13 protein-coding genes are annotated in these 16,139 nt (G+C 43.1%); 10 read left to right on the forward strand and 3 right to left on the reverse strand.

Annotated features, from left to right (window positions below):
* Positions 1-215 precede the first annotated feature (215 nt).
* From ERJ70_RS07375 to ERJ70_RS07385, 3 genes are all read left to right on the forward strand, one after another.
* Positions 216-1,367, forward strand: a complete 1,152-nt coding sequence (locus ERJ70_RS07375; protein WP_209368284.1) for a M20 family metallopeptidase — start codon at positions 216-218, stop codon at positions 1,365-1,367.
* A 370-nt stretch (positions 1,368-1,737) separates the two neighbouring features.
* The gene (locus ERJ70_RS07380; RefSeq protein WP_209368286.1) at positions 1,738-2,295 is read left to right on the forward strand and encodes a sugar O-acetyltransferase; all 558 of its coding nucleotides are present in this window, start codon (positions 1,738-1,740) and stop codon (positions 2,293-2,295) included.
* Between the two features lie 24 nt (positions 2,296-2,319).
* Positions 2,320-2,904: a GNAT family N-acetyltransferase gene (locus tag ERJ70_RS07385; RefSeq protein WP_209368288.1), complete on the forward strand. Its 585-nt coding sequence runs from the start codon at positions 2,320-2,322 to the stop codon at positions 2,902-2,904.
* An 18-nt stretch (positions 2,905-2,922) separates the two neighbouring features.
* On the opposite strand, the gene ERJ70_RS07390 is transcribed toward ERJ70_RS07385, so the two are convergent.
* Together ERJ70_RS07390 and ERJ70_RS07395 are read right to left on the reverse strand one after the other, a co-directional pair.
* A complete protein-coding gene (locus ERJ70_RS07390) occupies positions 2,923-3,384 on the reverse strand; it encodes a BsuPI-related putative proteinase inhibitor (protein ID WP_209368289.1) in 462 nt (153 codons plus the stop codon).
* Positions 3,385-3,557: 173 nt separating this feature from the next.
* On the reverse strand, positions 3,558-8,012 hold the full coding sequence (locus ERJ70_RS07395; RefSeq protein WP_209368290.1) for a glycoside hydrolase family 2 TIM barrel-domain containing protein: 4,455 nt from the start codon (positions 8,010-8,012) through the stop codon (positions 3,558-3,560).
* A gap of 499 nt (positions 8,013-8,511) precedes the next feature.
* Here ERJ70_RS07395 and kynU point away from each other — a divergent pair, with 499 nt between their 5' ends.
* The 4 genes from kynU to ERJ70_RS07415 are packed head-to-tail and all read left to right on the forward strand — an operon-like array spanning position 8,512 to position 12,692.
* On the forward strand, positions 8,512-9,804 hold the full coding sequence (kynU, locus tag ERJ70_RS07400; protein ID WP_245208146.1) for a kynureninase: 1,293 nt from the start codon (positions 8,512-8,514) through the stop codon (positions 9,802-9,804).
* 1 nt (position 9,805) lies between these two features.
* Complete coding sequence (gene kynB / locus ERJ70_RS07405) at positions 9,806-10,435, forward strand: arylformamidase (RefSeq protein ID WP_209368291.1); 630 nt, start codon at positions 9,806-9,808, stop codon at positions 10,433-10,435.
* Between the two features lie 17 nt (positions 10,436-10,452).
* Positions 10,453-11,292 (forward strand): tryptophan 2,3-dioxygenase, encoded by an 840-nt coding sequence (gene kynA, locus ERJ70_RS07410; RefSeq protein ID WP_209368292.1) that lies wholly within the window; start codon positions 10,453-10,455, stop codon positions 11,290-11,292.
* Positions 11,293-11,339: 47 nt separating this feature from the next.
* Positions 11,340-12,692 (forward strand): sodium-dependent transporter, encoded by a 1,353-nt coding sequence (locus ERJ70_RS07415; RefSeq protein ID WP_209368293.1) that lies wholly within the window; start codon positions 11,340-11,342, stop codon positions 12,690-12,692.
* Between the two features lie 402 nt (positions 12,693-13,094).
* Here the strand turns inward: ERJ70_RS07415 and ERJ70_RS07420 are convergent, their stop codons facing one another.
* On the reverse strand, positions 13,095-13,400 hold the full coding sequence (locus tag ERJ70_RS07420; protein ID WP_209368294.1) for an iron-sulfur cluster assembly accessory protein: 306 nt from the start codon (positions 13,398-13,400) through the stop codon (positions 13,095-13,097).
* Positions 13,401-13,807: 407 nt separating this feature from the next.
* On the opposite strand from ERJ70_RS07420, the gene ERJ70_RS07425 reads away from it, so the two are divergent.
* From ERJ70_RS07425 to ERJ70_RS07435, 3 genes are all read left to right on the forward strand, one after another.
* Positions 13,808-13,945 carry an FbpB family small basic protein gene (locus ERJ70_RS07425; protein ID WP_209368296.1) on the forward strand — a complete coding sequence of 46 codons (138 nt, stop codon included), beginning with the start codon at positions 13,808-13,810 and terminating at the stop codon, positions 13,943-13,945.
* The gene (locus ERJ70_RS07430; RefSeq protein ID WP_245208190.1) at positions 13,945-14,382 is read left to right on the forward strand and encodes a DUF5392 family protein; all 438 of its coding nucleotides are present in this window, start codon (positions 13,945-13,947) and stop codon (positions 14,380-14,382) included. The genes ERJ70_RS07425 and ERJ70_RS07430 overlap by 1 nt, the downstream gene beginning before the upstream one ends.
* A gap of 440 nt (positions 14,383-14,822) precedes the next feature.
* Positions 14,823-16,091 carry an ABC transporter substrate-binding protein gene (locus ERJ70_RS07435; protein WP_209368299.1) on the forward strand — a complete coding sequence of 423 codons (1,269 nt, stop codon included), beginning with the start codon at positions 14,823-14,825 and terminating at the stop codon, positions 16,089-16,091.
* Positions 16,092-16,139: the final 48 nt, after the last annotated feature.

Consider the following 16,139-nt stretch of genomic DNA (forward strand, 5'->3'; position numbering starts at 1 on the left):
CGTGTATAGGACAACCGGTTGAGAGGATAAATGTCACTGCGCCTCTATCTCCGCCTATCATTCTTTGTGTTCTCTATTTTCAGATAAGAGCTTCTCTTATTAAAAGTATATAGGTTGAAAGATTATGTCTTACCTCTACTAGAAAAAGATTTTACGTGTCATCCGTTTCTTATTGGGAATAGGTAGAATAGAAGATGATAAGGAGGTTTTATGATATGAATCTCGAAAAAAAGTTGGAAAGTAAAATGCCGGAAATGACGGCATTGCTCGAGGAATTGGTCAATATGGACAGCAACACGCATGATAAAGAAGACGTAGACAAAGTCGGCACCCTTCTGAAAACTAAGTTTGAGCAGTTGGGAATGTACGTTCATACCCATCGGGAGAAAAAACTAGGGAATAATTTGGAAGTGAAGGCTGAACGCAGTAGCGAACCAAAAATTATAATTGTCGCACATATGGATACAGTTTTTCCGAAAGGAACAGCAAAAGAACGTCCATTTGAAATTATTGATGATTTTGCGTATGGGCCAGGTGTAAGTGACGAAAAATCCAGTCATGTCGCTGTATTATATGCTCTCAAGGCATTAAAGGAGAGCGGATCGGACGCTTATAAAAACGTTCATGTCATTTTTAACAGCGATGAAGAAATTGGTTCTCCAACCTCCAAACCGTTGATAAAAAAGGCGGCAGCAGATAAGCACTATTCATTAGTGGTTGAATCTGGACGACCTGGCGATGCGGTTGTGTCCGAGCGGAAAGGAGTTGGCCGGTTCGACATTGAGGTCGAGGGAAAAGGCGCTCACGCTGGAGTTGAACCGGAACTTGGCAGGAGTGCGATAAATGAACTGGCACATAAAGTCATAAAACTACAAAATCTGAACGACTACGAATCAGGTCTTTCGGTCAATGTGGGTCTCTTTAATGGTGGAACCTCGAGTAATACCGTACCACCTGATGCTGATGCCAAAATCGATGTTCGTGTCAAGGACAAGCAACAGGCGAAAGAGGTCACAAAAGAAATTTCCGATATTGCCGACGAGGATACAGTAGAAGGAACATCAACCTATTTGGAAGGCGGGATGGCACAGCCACCGATGGAAAAAACAGAAGAGACGGAAAAGCTTCTGGATGTTATTCGGGATGCAGGAAAAGAGTTGGGGATGTCCATAAAGGATGTCGGAACAGGCGGAGCGTCGGATGCAGCGTACACAGCAGATGAGGGAATCCCTACCGTGGACGGCATGGGACCGCTTGGAGAGTATTCACATAGCCTTACCGAAGAATATGTCGACCTTACAACGTTTGCTAAGCGTACAGCCCTGTTGGCCAGAACTATCCAACTTTTGACACCTGAAAATCAATAAAAAACAGATGGGGACTGTCCCCCAGTACTCTACCACTGCGACTTGGTAGAGTGTTTTTTATAAAAGGTTAAGTTCTCGGGTGGTGTTGTCTAGCTCCGACCCGGCAAAAAGGCCAATCTGAAGCTTGTTTTTAAGCATGTTTTCGAATGTAGCAAAAGGGCAGGGGAGACAGTGCAGTAAAATGTTAAGCAATAAATATACGTGAAACAACACACTGTCATGCTAGAATCTTCTCCAATCTGTATGTTTTCTTTGCCATGGATGTGCAAGGCAATTGCACTATATAACTTTTTCTGATAATTTCAATTTTTTATGTTACCCTGTATATTATCTAGCAAACTTGTCATTGGTGAGAAGGGGAGACTATTACATGAAGACAGAAAGAGAAAAAATGATTGGCAGTGAGTTATATAATGCTGGGGATCCAGAATTGGTTGCAGACCGCAAGAATGCCCGCAGGCTGACCAGACTTTACAACCAAACCACTGAGTCGGATGACGAAAGGCGCAGGGATCTCCTTAAGGAGCTGTTTGGCTCGACAGGCGATCGTTTTTTTGTAGAGCCGACCTTCCGATGTGATTATGGTTATAATATCCATGTCGGAGAAAGGTTCTATGCAAATTTTGATTGCACGATACTTGATGTTTGCGAGGTACACATTGGCGATGATTGTTTATTGGCTCCTGGTGTACATATTTACACAGCTGCTCACCCCCTCGATCCGGAAGCTCGTAAGGCTGGTGCTGAGTTCGGAAAACCTGTTACCATTGGTAATAATGTCTGGATAGGCGGAAGGACAGTGATCAACCCTGGGGTTGCGATTGGTGATAACGCTATCATTGCCTCTGGTTCTGTTGTGACTAAGAATATCCCTGCAAATGTAGTAGCTGGGGGAGTACCGGCGAATATTCTTAAGGAAGTAAAATAATAACGGAAGAGAGGAGGTACTCCATTGAATCCTGTATTATTGGATATACCTGTTGAAATGAAAACAGAAAGGCTGCTTTTACGCAGGCCTGAACAAGGTGATGGTGAATTGGTGAATCAGGCGGTCAAAAGATCAATCGAAGAATTGCGTCCATGGATGCCGTTTGCCCAAACTACTCCAACAGAATCCGATAGCGAAGCGGACATTAGAGAGGCCCATATCCGTTTTCTTAAGCGGGAAAAATTAAGATACTTGCTATTTCACCGGGAATCAAATGCGTTTATCGGTTCTTCCGGCTTTCACAATATCGATTGGGAAGTACCAAAATGCGAATTAGGTTACTGGATCGATACAAAGTACGCTGGGCTTGGTTATATGACAGAAGCCATTGATGCCTTGACCTCTTTTGCATTCGTTGAACTTAACTGCAACCGTGTGGAAATAAGGTGTGAGGAAAAGAATTTTAACAGTCGCGCCATTCCGGAAAAGCTGGGCTACGAACTAGAAGGAATATTGAAGAACGTGGATGTATCGGCGGATGGAAAGCATCTTACAAACACGTGCGTTTACGCAAAAGTAATAGAAAAGAGCAGGGTTCCCTCGTTGTAACCGGGAGCCCTGCTCTATTTATTCTTCCCCTGGTATGGTGAAGGATTGTTCGGCTTTGTATTTCTCCCCGCCACTTGGGGTCAACCAGGCTGTCAGCAAATAATCGCCTGGTTCCATGTCGCGTTCACGTAAATCGATTTGATAATCAAGCGTATCACCAGGATGAAGCGTTTCTTCCCCCATTACTTGTGCAAACGAGGTAACACTGGAAAAGAGAAAAACTTGCTCGCCGGCATCATTTGTAATTTCGTAATCATAACGCTGGGAACTTGTAAATTCTAACTTAATCTTCTCGTCGCTATTATTACTCACGGAATATTGATAAACCAGCGGACTCTGTTCCATCAATTCTGCATTTACCTGATTTAGGGACCCGTCATCGTTTCCATTCACTTCTTCAGCCTCCTCATCCTGATTGTTCGAACCGCATCCTGCCAGTATGGCAGCTGCCAATAATAAAAAAAGGAATGCTCTTTTCATTCCACAACCTCCCGTATCATTTGTCGATTAGACGTCCTAAATGGCTATAATGTTACAAAATAACTGTATCATTAATGGGATGGACAAAAAATCAAGAAAGCATACCTTTTTTTAAAAAGAAACAAAAAACGCACTGCTGCCTTTCTTTTGAGAGAAAGACAGCAGGTCACCTTTTACTTTATTTTGGCATTTCCCCAGTCAGCATGGTCATAACTATTGCCATCTCCTGCATCGGTTACAACAAGTTTTAGTATTTCTACTCCTTCGATGTCCACAGATATTGCTTCACCTGGAGTATTGCCGGTCTTTGTTTCACTTTCAAAAAGCTTTTCTTCATCTCCATACACTTCAAAAGTGACAGATCCATTGCTGCCTACTTCTGCGTCAACCCCGGCCACTGCTTCAAACTTTTTGGCTCCACTTCCTGTTAGGTCAAAAACGATTTCAGAATTGGCATGCGTGCCGATTCCTTTTTCAAAGTGGTTCACACCCTCCGTTGTCCGCAAACGCAGGTCATTGCCTTCCACAGATTTATCTCTTTGGACCGAGCGCCAGCCGCTGTTTGCACTTATCCAGTCCATATCGCTGAGAAACAGTTCCTCGACGGTTTCAAACTGGATAGTGAAGGTTTGTTCCAACAGACCGTCGTTTGATCGAGCTATGATAACTGCTCGACCAGGTATTTCTTCTGCTTGAACAATTTCAAGATCGACATGGTCATCAAATGGTACCGCCTCAACTTCCGGTATCTCGGTAAGGCTTCCAGCCAAATAACGCTTCGTGTACTCGGTTTTTCCCGGGTGGAACCCTTGAAGAGTTTCACCATCAATTTCAATGTTTTTCACAAGGTTTGTCGTTATCAGTTTATTACTTTCTTCCATAGCGGATTGGTCATTTGAAATAGGTTTGAGACGATAGGAATAGGTATAAGACTTATCAGCGTTTAGTGTGAATTCTGGGTGAGGACGCGCTCCCCAGCTGTCGTCGCCACCTAATCCCATTTGGTGATAATCCAGACTTACAAAGATATCATCTTTTCTCACTAATTCGTAGGGATGCGCATGGTTTTCCAAATCCTGTTCCGTATAGTGTAAAGCGCCGACTTCCAGAGATGGTTGGCCGATTGCCATTAGCCCAATGCCTTGTTTATTGGTGAAAGTCGTCCAGCGGACTCCGGTGTGGTTGCCGGTCTCCTGAGGCTCGAGGTAGGGGATGAATTGATCCTCTACCGTACTTTGATACAAGCCGATGTCCGCCGACTTGTTGCGATCCCAGTAATTCTCATGCGGTCCCCGACCAAACCAGGTCATCTCTTCATATTCTTTTGGCAATGTCAACTCCATTCCGATTGCGGGAATTTCCGGAAGGTCCGCGCCGGGATTCAATGTACTATCAATCACGACATCGCCGCTTCCGTAAATGACGTACGATACACTGTAAGAGGATGTGTTGGTTGTCGGCAACGTAGAATGAACGTTGATTTTGACAACTTTGTCACCAATTGGAGTTACCTTTACTTCTTCAATCGTCCGGTTTTTTCCCGCCTCACGCCAAGTGGCTGTTCTAGAAGGCATTCCATTCCCTTTGTCGTTGTCATTCGGTGCCCGCCAGAAATTGGGTTCCGGTCCTGCTTTGATCAATTGGTTTCCACGATAGATAAAGCTGGAGATCGTTCCGGCTTTCTTATCGAAGTCCAAATGAAATTGTTCCCCTTCAACAGTAACTGAATCGTTCGTTTCATCCAAGGTCATGCTTGGCATTTGAGAAATGTCTTCCATAGGCTGGTCTGGTACTTCGTAGGGGATTTGCAGCTGTTCCGACGCTACAACGTGCCCCTTTTTTGCCCAATCCGTTTTATGAGGAAGTGTGAAGCGAATGTTCAGCCAATACTCAGCACCAGGTGTCAGTTCCGGTTGACTGTAATCAAGATTTATTTGCTTTTGTTCTCCTGGCTTGATATTCAATTTTTTCTCTTTTCCTTTTTCTATCGTTTTGTCATTCTCCTTTACTTCCCATTCCAAATCATAGCTGCTCAAATTGGTAAACAAAAAGTCGTTCTGGATGCTGATAGAGCCGTCGATCAAGTCTTTTCCGGTCACCTTGATGTTTTGGTAGACTTTTTTGACTTCCCAAAGTTCAGGTTGAATGCTGCGGTCGGGGAAGACCAGGCCGTTAGCAAGGAAATTACCATCGTTTGGATTGTCCCCCCAGTCTCCGCCGTAAGCAAAGTATTCTTTTTGCTCAAATTCTTCCTCTGTTACTTCGTTGAAGTCCATCCATAGCACGGTGGAACTGTCCGGTCCTCTGTCGCTTGTCAATTCCTCCGCCGATAAAGCTCGGTTATGAATGGCTGCTTGGTCAATGACTGCAGTAGTTACACGGTCGGCTTCTGTGTTCCGGCCAATATTGACAGCGAAAGCATTACTGCTAATATCTCCATCATAGGCTTTATCAGCCAGCAATTGTCCGTCCACATACAGTTTTAAAGCGTGCCCATCATAAACACCTGCTACATGGTGCCAATTGCCTTCCCAGTTGTCGGGTAAAGAGGCAGACACGGTTATCCATGGATTGGAGAGATTTTGGTTATAAACGAAAAATTCTAGTTGGCTGCCGTTTTGTTTCAGTGCATACTGACTGTCTCCTTTCGCGATAAATGGACTGTGGGTACTGGTTGCTTCGGGCTTTACCCAAGCTTCCAAGGTTAGTTGTTTCTCCGTTATGTCCAACTTTTTTTCTTGTGGAACGGTAACATATCCATCGATTGCCTTACCATTTTCTCCTTCTATCGATTCGCCAAACAACCGGCCTTCGACAGGGTTAGCACTTTGATCATTGACTATTTTTTTGACAGGTGTCGGTTCACGCAGTGATTGGTCGACCCAATCCCAAATAAAACCACCCTGAAGATTCGGGTATTTGTCAATGACATCCCAATACTTATATAGGTTGCCGACACTGTTTCCCATCGCATGGGCATACTCGCAAAGGATATACGGTTTATCATTCCCCGACTTGCCATAACTTTCGACAGAAGCGACGGAAGGGTACATATGACTTTCTACGTCAGTCCAGCGATTATCCCCTTCATAATGGACAAGTCTGGTAGGGTCAGCTTCATGTGCCCATTCCGCCATTTTCTTAAAGGAATCGCCACGGCCTGCTTCATTACCCAATGACCATATCAGTACGGATGGGTGGTTCTTATCCCTTTCAATCATGGATTGGAGTCTGTCCAATGATGCATCCAGCCATTGCGGATCACTAGCCGGCAAAATGTTATTTGCTCCGTGAGATTCCAGATTGGTTTCATCAATCAAGTAGAGTCCGTACTCGTCTGCGAGTTCGTACCACCGCTCATTATTGGGATAGTGAGAAGTACGAACCGCGTTAATATTAAATTTTTTCATTAACTTTATATCCTTGATTATTGTTTCTTCGGAGATATTGCGGCCAGTATCCGGATCGATTTCATGTCTGTTGACTCCTTTGAAGACAATAGGTTTCCCGTTTAAATGCATTTGTCCCTCTTTTAATTCGAATTCACGAAAACCGATTTTACTGCTTTCTGTTTCGATTATATTTCCATTGTTGTCCTTAAGCACAAGCACCAATTTATACAGATTCGGATTTTCTGCCGACCATTTTTTCGGATTTTTGATTAATTGGCTGCTGTTTGTTGTAAATGCTTGTTTTCCATCTAGACGGACATCCATTTTAATGGGTTCTTTGCTGACGAGTTTGTCGTTTTCATTATATAAGTGGGCTTCTACTTGGTATTCATTGGCTTCTTTGCTTTCTGAGAAGTTCTGAATATCGACCTCTACATCCAAGGAAGCGTCCACATATGCTTCATCCAAATCCGTTGTTACCGTGAAGTCGTTCATGTGGATGGTTGGTGTACTGTATAAATAAACATCCCGGAATATGCCGCTAAGCCTGACAAAATCTTGGTCCTCCAGCCAGCTGCCGTCCGACCATCGATACACTTCCACCGCCAATGAATTTTCACCAGGATGAAGATAATCGGAAATATTAAATTCTGCCGGTGTATAACTATCTTCACTGTAACCGACTTTTTCGCCATTTATCCAGACATAAAAAGCGGATTCGACCCCTTTAAAGGAAAGGAATATCTCCCTGCCGTCCCAGTTGTCAGGAATAGTAAATGTACGTTTATAAGAGCCGACAGGATTGTACACAGTAGGTGCTTTAGGTGCTTCAGGCTGCTCATACCCTGTCCAAGGATACGTAATATTGGTATAAATCGGATAATCAAAGCCCTGCAGCTGCCAGTTGCCGGGGACTTGGATCGTATCCCATGTGGATATGTCATAGGAATTCTTGTAAAAGTCCTCTGGTCGGCCATCCGGGTTCTTGGACCAGCGGAAACGCCATTCACCATTTAAGGACTTATAAAACGATGAGGCAGTTCTATCTCCCTCCAAGGCTGTTTTTATCGAATCATAAGGCATTAATGTAGCGTGGGCAGGTTCGCGATTTACTTTGAATGTTTCCGGGTTGTTGTTCCATTCTGGTTCGGAGTTATCCGCAGCTTCAATACTTGTGGAAACGACGAAAAAAAGAAAAAGTAAAGCTGACAAACCTATAATCCATTTTTTCTTCATTACTTAACATCCTCCTTTTTTCTTTGATAAGCTAAAAAAGCTAGAGAAATTCCTCCTTTCAAGAAATAGATTAAGCACCTTTATAAGAATGAAAGATACTTGTGATAAATAAATACACAGAGAACGGAAGCCAACAATAACGTGGTGTAGGACAAAGGTGGGAATTGGGGAGCGTTTATATCCGTATAAGTAAACGCTTACATAGACTATAATTGTTTTTGATAGAAATACCAGGGATAAAAGCTGGATAATTTTAAGATTTTCTTCATATTTTTAAGATTGGCAAATCCTTTGGAGACCTGCTTAGTGCTAAGGACTTAACTGGATCAATCGCATAAGCGGAAGATAGATAAATAGAATTAACGCTTTATTACTAAGAGAAGCTGGTTGGATGATAACGCAAAAAGGAATCAGGTCAGCATTCTGGCAGTCGTTGACATTCATGCAGGTAAACTATATAGTCGAATTGACAGAATTTTTCAAAAGGAGGGAGCGGCTTTTGGAAACAAAAAAGCACGAAGACCGGTGGAGCAGGGAATATGCAAAACAATTGGATCAGCAAGATCCACTAGCTAATTTTCGCAGTGAATTTTACATAGACAAAGATGTCATTTACTTTGACGGCAATTCATTGGGATTACTCTCAAAATCTGCAGAAAAGGCCGTCCATCTTGTGCTGGATTCATGGAAGCAAAACGGTATTGACGGCTGGACTTCTGGAGAAAACCCATGGTACTACCTGGCGGAATCGTTAGGGGAGTTATCTGCACCGTTAGTAGGGGCTGAACCGGAGGAAGTGGTCATCACTGGTTCAACCACCATTAACCTGCACCAGCTTGTCGCCAGTTTCTATCAGCCAAATGGCAGTAGAACAAAGATTTTAGCAGATGAATTGAATTTCCCTTCAGATATATACGCTTTACAGAGCCAGCTTGAGCAAAAAGGATATGATCCGGATAAACATCTGATTCGAGTGAAAAGCTCGGACGGGAGAACACTGGATGAACAACAGATCATTTCGGAAATGACGGACGAAATTGCTCTGATCGTATTGCCGAGTGTCCTTTACCGCAGCGGCCAGGTGCTTGATATCAAACGTCTGACCGAAGCTGCTCACTCACGTGGGATTCTGATTGGTTTTGATTTATGTCACTCTATTGGTGCAATACCCCATCAATTGGATGAGTGGGAAGTCGACTTTGCTTTTTGGTGTACATATAAGCATTTGAACGGCGGGCCAGGGAGTGTCGGAGGTTTGTATGTAAACCGGCGCTATTTCGGCATGAATCCTGGTTTAGCTGGGTGGTTCAGTTCGAATAAAGAAAAACAATTCGATATGGAACATACATTGAGCCCGGCTGCATCGGCTGGAGCCTTTCAAATCGGCACTCCTCATATCCTCAGCATGGCGCCAATGATAGGTTCTTTAAACATGTTCGCGGAGGCAGGGATTGAACGGATTCGTGCGAAATCACTGAATCTCACGGATTATTTACTATTCTTAGTGAGGCATCGCTTGCATGGTTATCACTTTACGATCGCAAACCCTCTCTCGCATGATTCCCGTGGTGGTCATGTTTTCATCGAGCATGAAGAGGCTGTCCGGATATGCAAAGCGTTGAAGGAGGCAGGGGTGATACCGGACTTTCGGGCTCCAAACGGCATAAGACTGGCACCAGTTGCGTTATATAATACATTTGAAGAAGTGTGGCAGGTAGTGGATTTATTGAGAACCATCATGGAAGAAGAGCGTTTTCTGCGCTTTGAAAAAAAGCGGGAGGTTATAGCATAATATGAACTCATCAGAATGGATAGATATCACTCAACCCATGTCGAACAGGATTGCTCACTGGCCGGGTGATGAACCGTTTTCCTACCGCCTGACCTTTTCTAAAGAACAAACCGGATCAGTGAATATTGGTCAAATCAGTTCCAGTTGTCATACAGGCACTCATATAGATGCCCCTTACCATTACGACAACCAAGGAAAACGTGTCCTTGATATCCCGATTGACACATATATTGGTCCGGCCAAAGTCGTTGATGTCTCACATGCAGAAAAAATCGATGCGAACATCTTGTCGAAATTCCGGATTGATGGCGTGAAACGACTACTCTTGCATAGCTCGCTTCCGAATCAACCTGAACGGTTTCCGGAAAAAATGCCTTTGCTTGATCCGGATATCGGCCCCTTTTTAAAAGAACGGGGAGTAGGGCTGTTAGGAGTAGATATGCCATCTGTCGATCCAATAGAAAGTAAGGAATTACCAGTTCATCATGCATTACATGATAATAGTGTCTATATTCTGGAAAACCTCATGCTCGATCATATCATTCCAGGAGATTATGAACTGATCGCTCTGCCATTGGCACTGGAAGAAGCTGACGGGAGTCCGGTACGTGCTGTACTGCGCTGTCTGTAATGAAAAGGGGGAGAGAAATGGCTGACAAGAAGACTGATTCTAGAGAAGACAGCATCCATACCGATTTTTTGAAAAAAATGACGTACAGCGATTATTTAGATCTCGACCGTTTGTTGTCCAGTCAGAAACCGTTGTCTGATCACCATGATGAAATGCTGTTTATTATCATTCACCAGGTGAGTGAGCTGTGGATGAAACTGATTCTGCACGAAATCCAATCTGCGATTCAGGCGATTCATAAGGGGAATTTGTCTGAAGCTTTTAAAATGCTGTCACGGGTGAAAAAAACCCAAAAACAAATCATCGCGGCCTGGGATGTGTTGTCTACCTTGACTCCCAGCGAATATATTGAATTTCGGGATAAGCTTGGTCAGGCTTCCGGGTTTCAATCTTATCAATATCGGCTAATCGAGTTTTCGCTGGGCTTTAAAACTTCGCATGCATTAAAAATATATCAGCAAAATCCTGTGATTTATCAACAATTAATGGAAGCTTATCGCGCACCTGGTTTGTATGATGCCGCCATTCAGGCTCTTCATAGGGCGGGTCTGCCAATCAATCCTGAAATGATAGAAAGGGATTTTTCTGAACCATACGAAGCTGATCCTAGTGTGGAAAAAGCTTGGCTGGAGGTTTATGAAAATATCGATCAATACTGGTCGCTTTATGAGTTGGCAGAGAAGCTGGTCGACATCGAAGATTCCCTTCAACAGTGGCGGTTCCGGCACATGAAAACAGTCGAACGAATCATAGGACATAAGACGGGGACTGGTGGATCTTCTGGGGTAGGCTATTTGAAAAAGGTACTCGATCATTATTTTTTCCCGGAGCTTTGGAATCTGAGGACGAAAATATAGCGAATATATTATCTTTTATATTAAAATAGCAGCATTGGAGGGATGTTATGAAAACAAATCGAGAGCAGTGGTCTTCAAAAATAGGATTTATCCTTTCGACGGCGGGGGCGGCAATCGGCCTCGGCGCGATCTGGAAATTTCCATATGTTACCGGGATGAACGGCGGTGGAGCGTTTTTTCTACTATTTGTTGTTTTTACAGTATTAATCGGACTGCCCTTGTTGATTTCTGAGCTCATAATAGGCAGAGGAGCAGGTAAAGAAGCCGTCACGGCTTATAAAGTTCTTGCACCCAATTCCCACTGGCCTTGGATTGGTAGGCTTGGTATAGTAGGTTGTTTTTTGCTTTTGTCTTTTTACAGTGTAGTGGGAGGCTGGGTATTGATATACAGTGCCAGAGCAATTCCCGGAACGGTGATCACCGATTCTGCTGACTATGCGGAAATGTTTGGTGCTGTCACTGGAAGTCCGCTGGTTACGTTAATCGGCCTCGCCCTATTTTTGCTTATTAATATCATCGTTGTTTCATTCGGAATTAAGAAGGGGATCGAACAGGCAAGCAAATTGTTGATGCCGCTGTTATTTATCTTTTTCATCATATTGGTTGTAAGATCCTTGACGCTGGATGGCGCCATGGAAGGGGTTCGCTTTTTCTTACGGCCCGATTTCTCGAATATAACAGCTGAAGGGGTACTGTATGCTTTGGGACAATCCTTTTTCTCTCTGGCTGTTGGTTTTTCCTGCATGGTTACATACAGCTCTTATCTGAATAAGGAAGTGAGCATCCCGTCATCGGCTGGGAGTGTTGCGGGTATGAACATCTTTGTTTCCCTTCTGGCCGGACTGGCAATCTTTCCGGTTGTTTTCGCTTTTGGACTTGAACCGACAGAAGGACCTGGCTTACTATTCATTGTACTACCATCTGTGTTTTCCCAAATGCCATTTGGTGAACTGTTTTTATGTCTGTTTCTGTTATTATTTTTATTCGCTACGTTGACTTCTTCCTTCAGTCTGCTGGAAATCATTGTTTCTGCTTTCACAGAAAGCGGGAAACGACGCAGAAAACCAGTTACGCTAATCGCCGGGATTGTGGTCTTTTTTGCCGGAATACCAGCTGCCCTTTCTTCTAGTACGATAAGCGGTTTCCATCTATTCGGTCTGACTGTATTTGATGCGACCGACTATCTGGTAAGTAACATTTTGCTTCCGGTGGGCAGTCTGCTAATCGCTGTCTTTATTATATACCGGATGGAGAGTTCCTTGGTGGAACAGGAATTTAAGCTTAGTTCAGGGCTGGCTTCTCCTTGGTACTCTATATGGAAAAACCTGATGCGTTACCTTATCCCGATTACTATTATTGTTGTGTTTCTCACCACAATCGGAGTCTTTGGGTCTGCGTGATTGCAGATGAGTTATATTAGCATTCCATTTCTATGGTTCGAATGCAAACTTGGAATAAAACAATAAAAATTTTTTCTATTTTTTCTGCAAAGAATGAGCGTCGGACAAAAGCATCGTAACCAAAAAAACCCGAACGAACGGTTCCACCATTCGTTTGGGTTTTTTGATTAACAAAAAGCAAACCGTCCTACCCTTCTCTTATGAAAAGTGCGACTCTCCACTCCGGCAAGATACTTCGCTTTCCGCGGGAACGCGTAGTATCTTGCTGTAGCGATTTGAAGCACACATCAAACCACAGGATAAAACGAGAATACACAAAAAAACCGAACGAATTTGATTGGCATTTAGAATTCGCTCGGTTTTTGCTTTAGTAGCCATGCTTTTGTCCCGGCCTCATTGATTTTAATGAATATGGGGCGGGTGGCCCTTCGAGGAATTCGTGATTTTAAATCCTTCGGTAGGTATATAAAAGTATTGTATCCATACGCCGTCCAGAAAATCTTCCCTGCTATCCATCAACACATCGATTTCTTTATCTGTATGAACGATTTCGTCATGTTCTTTCGGATAATCGAGCGTCAGGTCGTAATGGGCATGATTTCCATGGAACTCGGAAACAAAAACACGGAGCATTTGTCCTTCTTCTCCATCCTCGGCAAGCCATTGCTTGATTTTTTTGGCGGCATTGCGATTTATTTTGCATTTCATGGTATCATTCCTCCTTAAAATGTATTATCCCTTCTCGGACTAAAAAAAGAAAGAAATCAGGCTTCTTACAAGCGAATAAAAATCTTCGCCGGACGGCAGCGCTGGAAACCAATCATAGAGAAGGAGCGCGGTTTCTATTATGTAAACGGACATAATAGTTTGACAATTCAACACAACATTGCTATTATTTAGTCATAAGTTAATAATCCTTTAAGGGGAGTAGCTTTTACGGCAAAGTCGTCAATACAGAGTTTTTCACTCTCGGCTTTGTTGGCAACTTTTCGTTGTTAGCAAGACCTTACCTGTTGAGAGGTATAGGTCGTTTTTTAATTTATACAGGCCTATACCGCTATCGGTATAGGTCTTTTTGTTTTATAGGCGAACTAGCTTTTAAGGAGGAAAAGAACGTGAGGAAGAATATTTCGTTTTCGACATTAGTAGAAGAAAATAAACAAGAGTTAACCAGGAATTCACAGGAAGTGGAGAGGATTGAAAAAAGGTTGGATGATAAATACCTGAAAACAGATAAGGGGGTAAGTCGGTGATGAATAACTTTATGTTCCAGAACATGCCTGGATATATCCAGCAGGAAATTGAAGGAGTGATGAGCAAGGTAAAATCGTTGATAAAAAAGAATACGATTTTTACGCTTGTATCCATTCCGTTAATCGTTTTTTCGGTATTTAACTTATTCATCCTTCTTTATCGTTATGGAGCAGGGACCGAAATGGTCTATGTGCTCTTACTGTTTGCTTTATTAGGATCCATCGGTATAGCGTTGTATAAAGAAGCGAAAGCGATCCGTAAAGAAATCAGGAAGGTCAGCAGTGATCAAATTGTAGAGCGAATTGAGGCAAGTGACGTAGTCAATGATTACCAAAAACGAGGGTTTATTGAAACCATCAAAAAACAACCGGTATTAGCCATGTCCGTGTTTATACAGTTTCTCCAGGAAGAAAAAAACCGGAAGGAAAACGAATAAGAGAAGTAAAATACAGTTTGACATATTTATGGAACGACAGGTCCATGAGTACATTTACATTGAAACATGTCTGGAAAAAAATAGTGGCAAAAGAAAAACCGATCGATGATTCGAAATTCTTCGAACCCGTTCGGTTTTTCCTTTTGGATTTTTATTATAACCTGCGAATTAACTTTCTGTTTAGAAATATTGGTGCCAAACACCATCGGGAGATATTTCGCTTTCTGAGGAAGTTGAAGCCATGATCATAGAAACCACCGTTTCTCGGAGTAGCGAAGTGAAGCACCCATCAAACAAAAAAGAATGAAACGGAGTTTTCAGGATATATCTTTTTTCAAGTTCGTAAATTTTCGGATGATTTTGTAGATTTGCAGGATAGTGAGAATGATGAAAGCTGTTACAATACAATGTAAGCGCTAGCAATCAGGAGGAGATATGTAATGAAAAAAATAGGATGGCTGTTGGCAGGTATGCTTGTATTGATCAGTTTAGCTGCATGTGGCGGAGAAAGCGACGAAGCTTCTGGCAGTGATGTAGTAGAACTGACCGTTTGGAATGACTGGACGGAGGATCGCCCAGAGAACACCGTTTACAAAGACATGATCAAGAAATTCAATGAAGAAAACGAAGGGATCGAAGTGAAAGTCGAAAGCATCCCGCATGATCAGTATGAAACAAAGCTACGCACACAAGCTGCAGGACAGCAGCTTCCTGATATGTTCCGGGTATGGCCGGGTACTAGAATTGCTCCATTGGTAGAGGGCAACGCACTGCTTTCCTTGAATGAAATTGTCGACGAATGGGAAGGAAAAATCCCGGAAGGAATCTTGAAGGATTATGCCATCGATGGAGAGCATTATGCAATTCCGGCAAATATCAGTGAAACCAGCCTGATTTTTTACCATAAAGATGCATTGGCAGAGGCAGGTTTTGATACGTTTCCTGCTACTTACGAAGAACTGAAAAGTCTGATCGAAAAATTGAAAGAACAGAACGTCACACCTATCGCACTTGGAAACAAAGCGATTTGGCCGCTTCAGTCGGTATATATATCGACGATTGCAGACCGTTATACCGGAAGCGATTTTCTGGAAAAAGCCTTGAATGGTGAAGCATCCTTCACTGATGAACGATTTGTCAAAGCATTGTCTGTCATTGAAGAATTATCGAAAATGGATGCTTTTAATGGGGATATGAACACAATAGACGAAGCGCAATCGAGAAGTGAGTTTGTGAGTGGCAACACGGCTATGCATTTCGCTGGTTCGTGGGCAATTGGTCCAATACTGGACAGTGTAGAAAATCCAGATGCAATCGGAGTAGCCCCGTTTCCATCCTTTGAAGGAGGGAACGGTGATCCTGCCAAAATAGCAGGAGTTGCAGGTGGCGGTATTGCCTTGAACAGTGATTTGAGTGGAGAGAAAAAGGAAGCAGCTTTTAAATTTCTAAAATACTTCTACAGTGATGAAATGTTCCAAAAGCTAGTCAAAGCCAATATCATCGTGCCGGCTGACGTAGAAATGGACGACAGTATCCCACAGGTATTTCAGGAAGCCAACAGCTTTGCACAAGGCGGACTGGCACCTGTCTATGATGCAACTTTAACACCGGAACTGACCGATATTATTAATAATGGTTTACAGTCCATAACGCTTGGTGAAAAAACGCCTGAAGAATTAGCGGAAGAGATGGAGAAAGAAACGGAGTAAAACAATTTCATTGCGATAGGCTGCCGTTATGGCGGCCTTTCCCATGAA

The sequence above is a fragment of the Sediminibacillus dalangtanensis genome (assembly GCF_017792025.1).
GTDB classification, from domain to species: Bacteria; Bacillota; Bacilli; order Bacillales; family Amphibacillaceae; genus Sediminibacillus; species Sediminibacillus dalangtanensis.

What these genes read in the sequence shown, in the direction of transcription:
- ERJ70_RS07430 (WP_245208190.1), top strand. Translation starts at nt 13,945, where the DNA reads ATGAATAACTTTATGTTCCAGAACATGCCTGGATATATCCAGCAGGAA.
- ERJ70_RS07390 (WP_209368289.1), bottom strand. Translation starts at nt 3,384, where the DNA reads ATGAAAAGAGCATTCCTTTTTTTATTATTGGCAGCTGCCATACTGGCA.
- ERJ70_RS07415 (WP_209368293.1), top strand. Translation starts at nt 11,340, where the DNA reads ATGAAAACAAATCGAGAGCAGTGGTCTTCAAAAATAGGATTTATCCTT.
- ERJ70_RS07395 (WP_209368290.1), bottom strand. Translation starts at nt 8,012, where the DNA reads ATGAAGAAAAAATGGATTATAGGTTTGTCAGCTTTACTTTTTCTTTTT.
- kynA (WP_209368292.1), top strand. Translation starts at nt 10,453, where the DNA reads ATGGCTGACAAGAAGACTGATTCTAGAGAAGACAGCATCCATACCGAT.
- ERJ70_RS07380 (WP_209368286.1), top strand. Translation starts at nt 1,738, where the DNA reads ATGAAGACAGAAAGAGAAAAAATGATTGGCAGTGAGTTATATAATGCT.
- kynB (WP_209368291.1), top strand. Translation starts at nt 9,806, where the DNA reads ATGAACTCATCAGAATGGATAGATATCACTCAACCCATGTCGAACAGG.
- ERJ70_RS07375 (WP_209368284.1), top strand. Translation starts at nt 216, where the DNA reads ATGAATCTCGAAAAAAAGTTGGAAAGTAAAATGCCGGAAATGACGGCA.
- ERJ70_RS07435 (WP_209368299.1), top strand. Translation starts at nt 14,823, where the DNA reads ATGAAAAAAATAGGATGGCTGTTGGCAGGTATGCTTGTATTGATCAGT.
- ERJ70_RS07420 (WP_209368294.1), bottom strand. Translation starts at nt 13,400, where the DNA reads ATGAAATGCAAAATAAATCGCAATGCCGCCAAAAAAATCAAGCAATGG.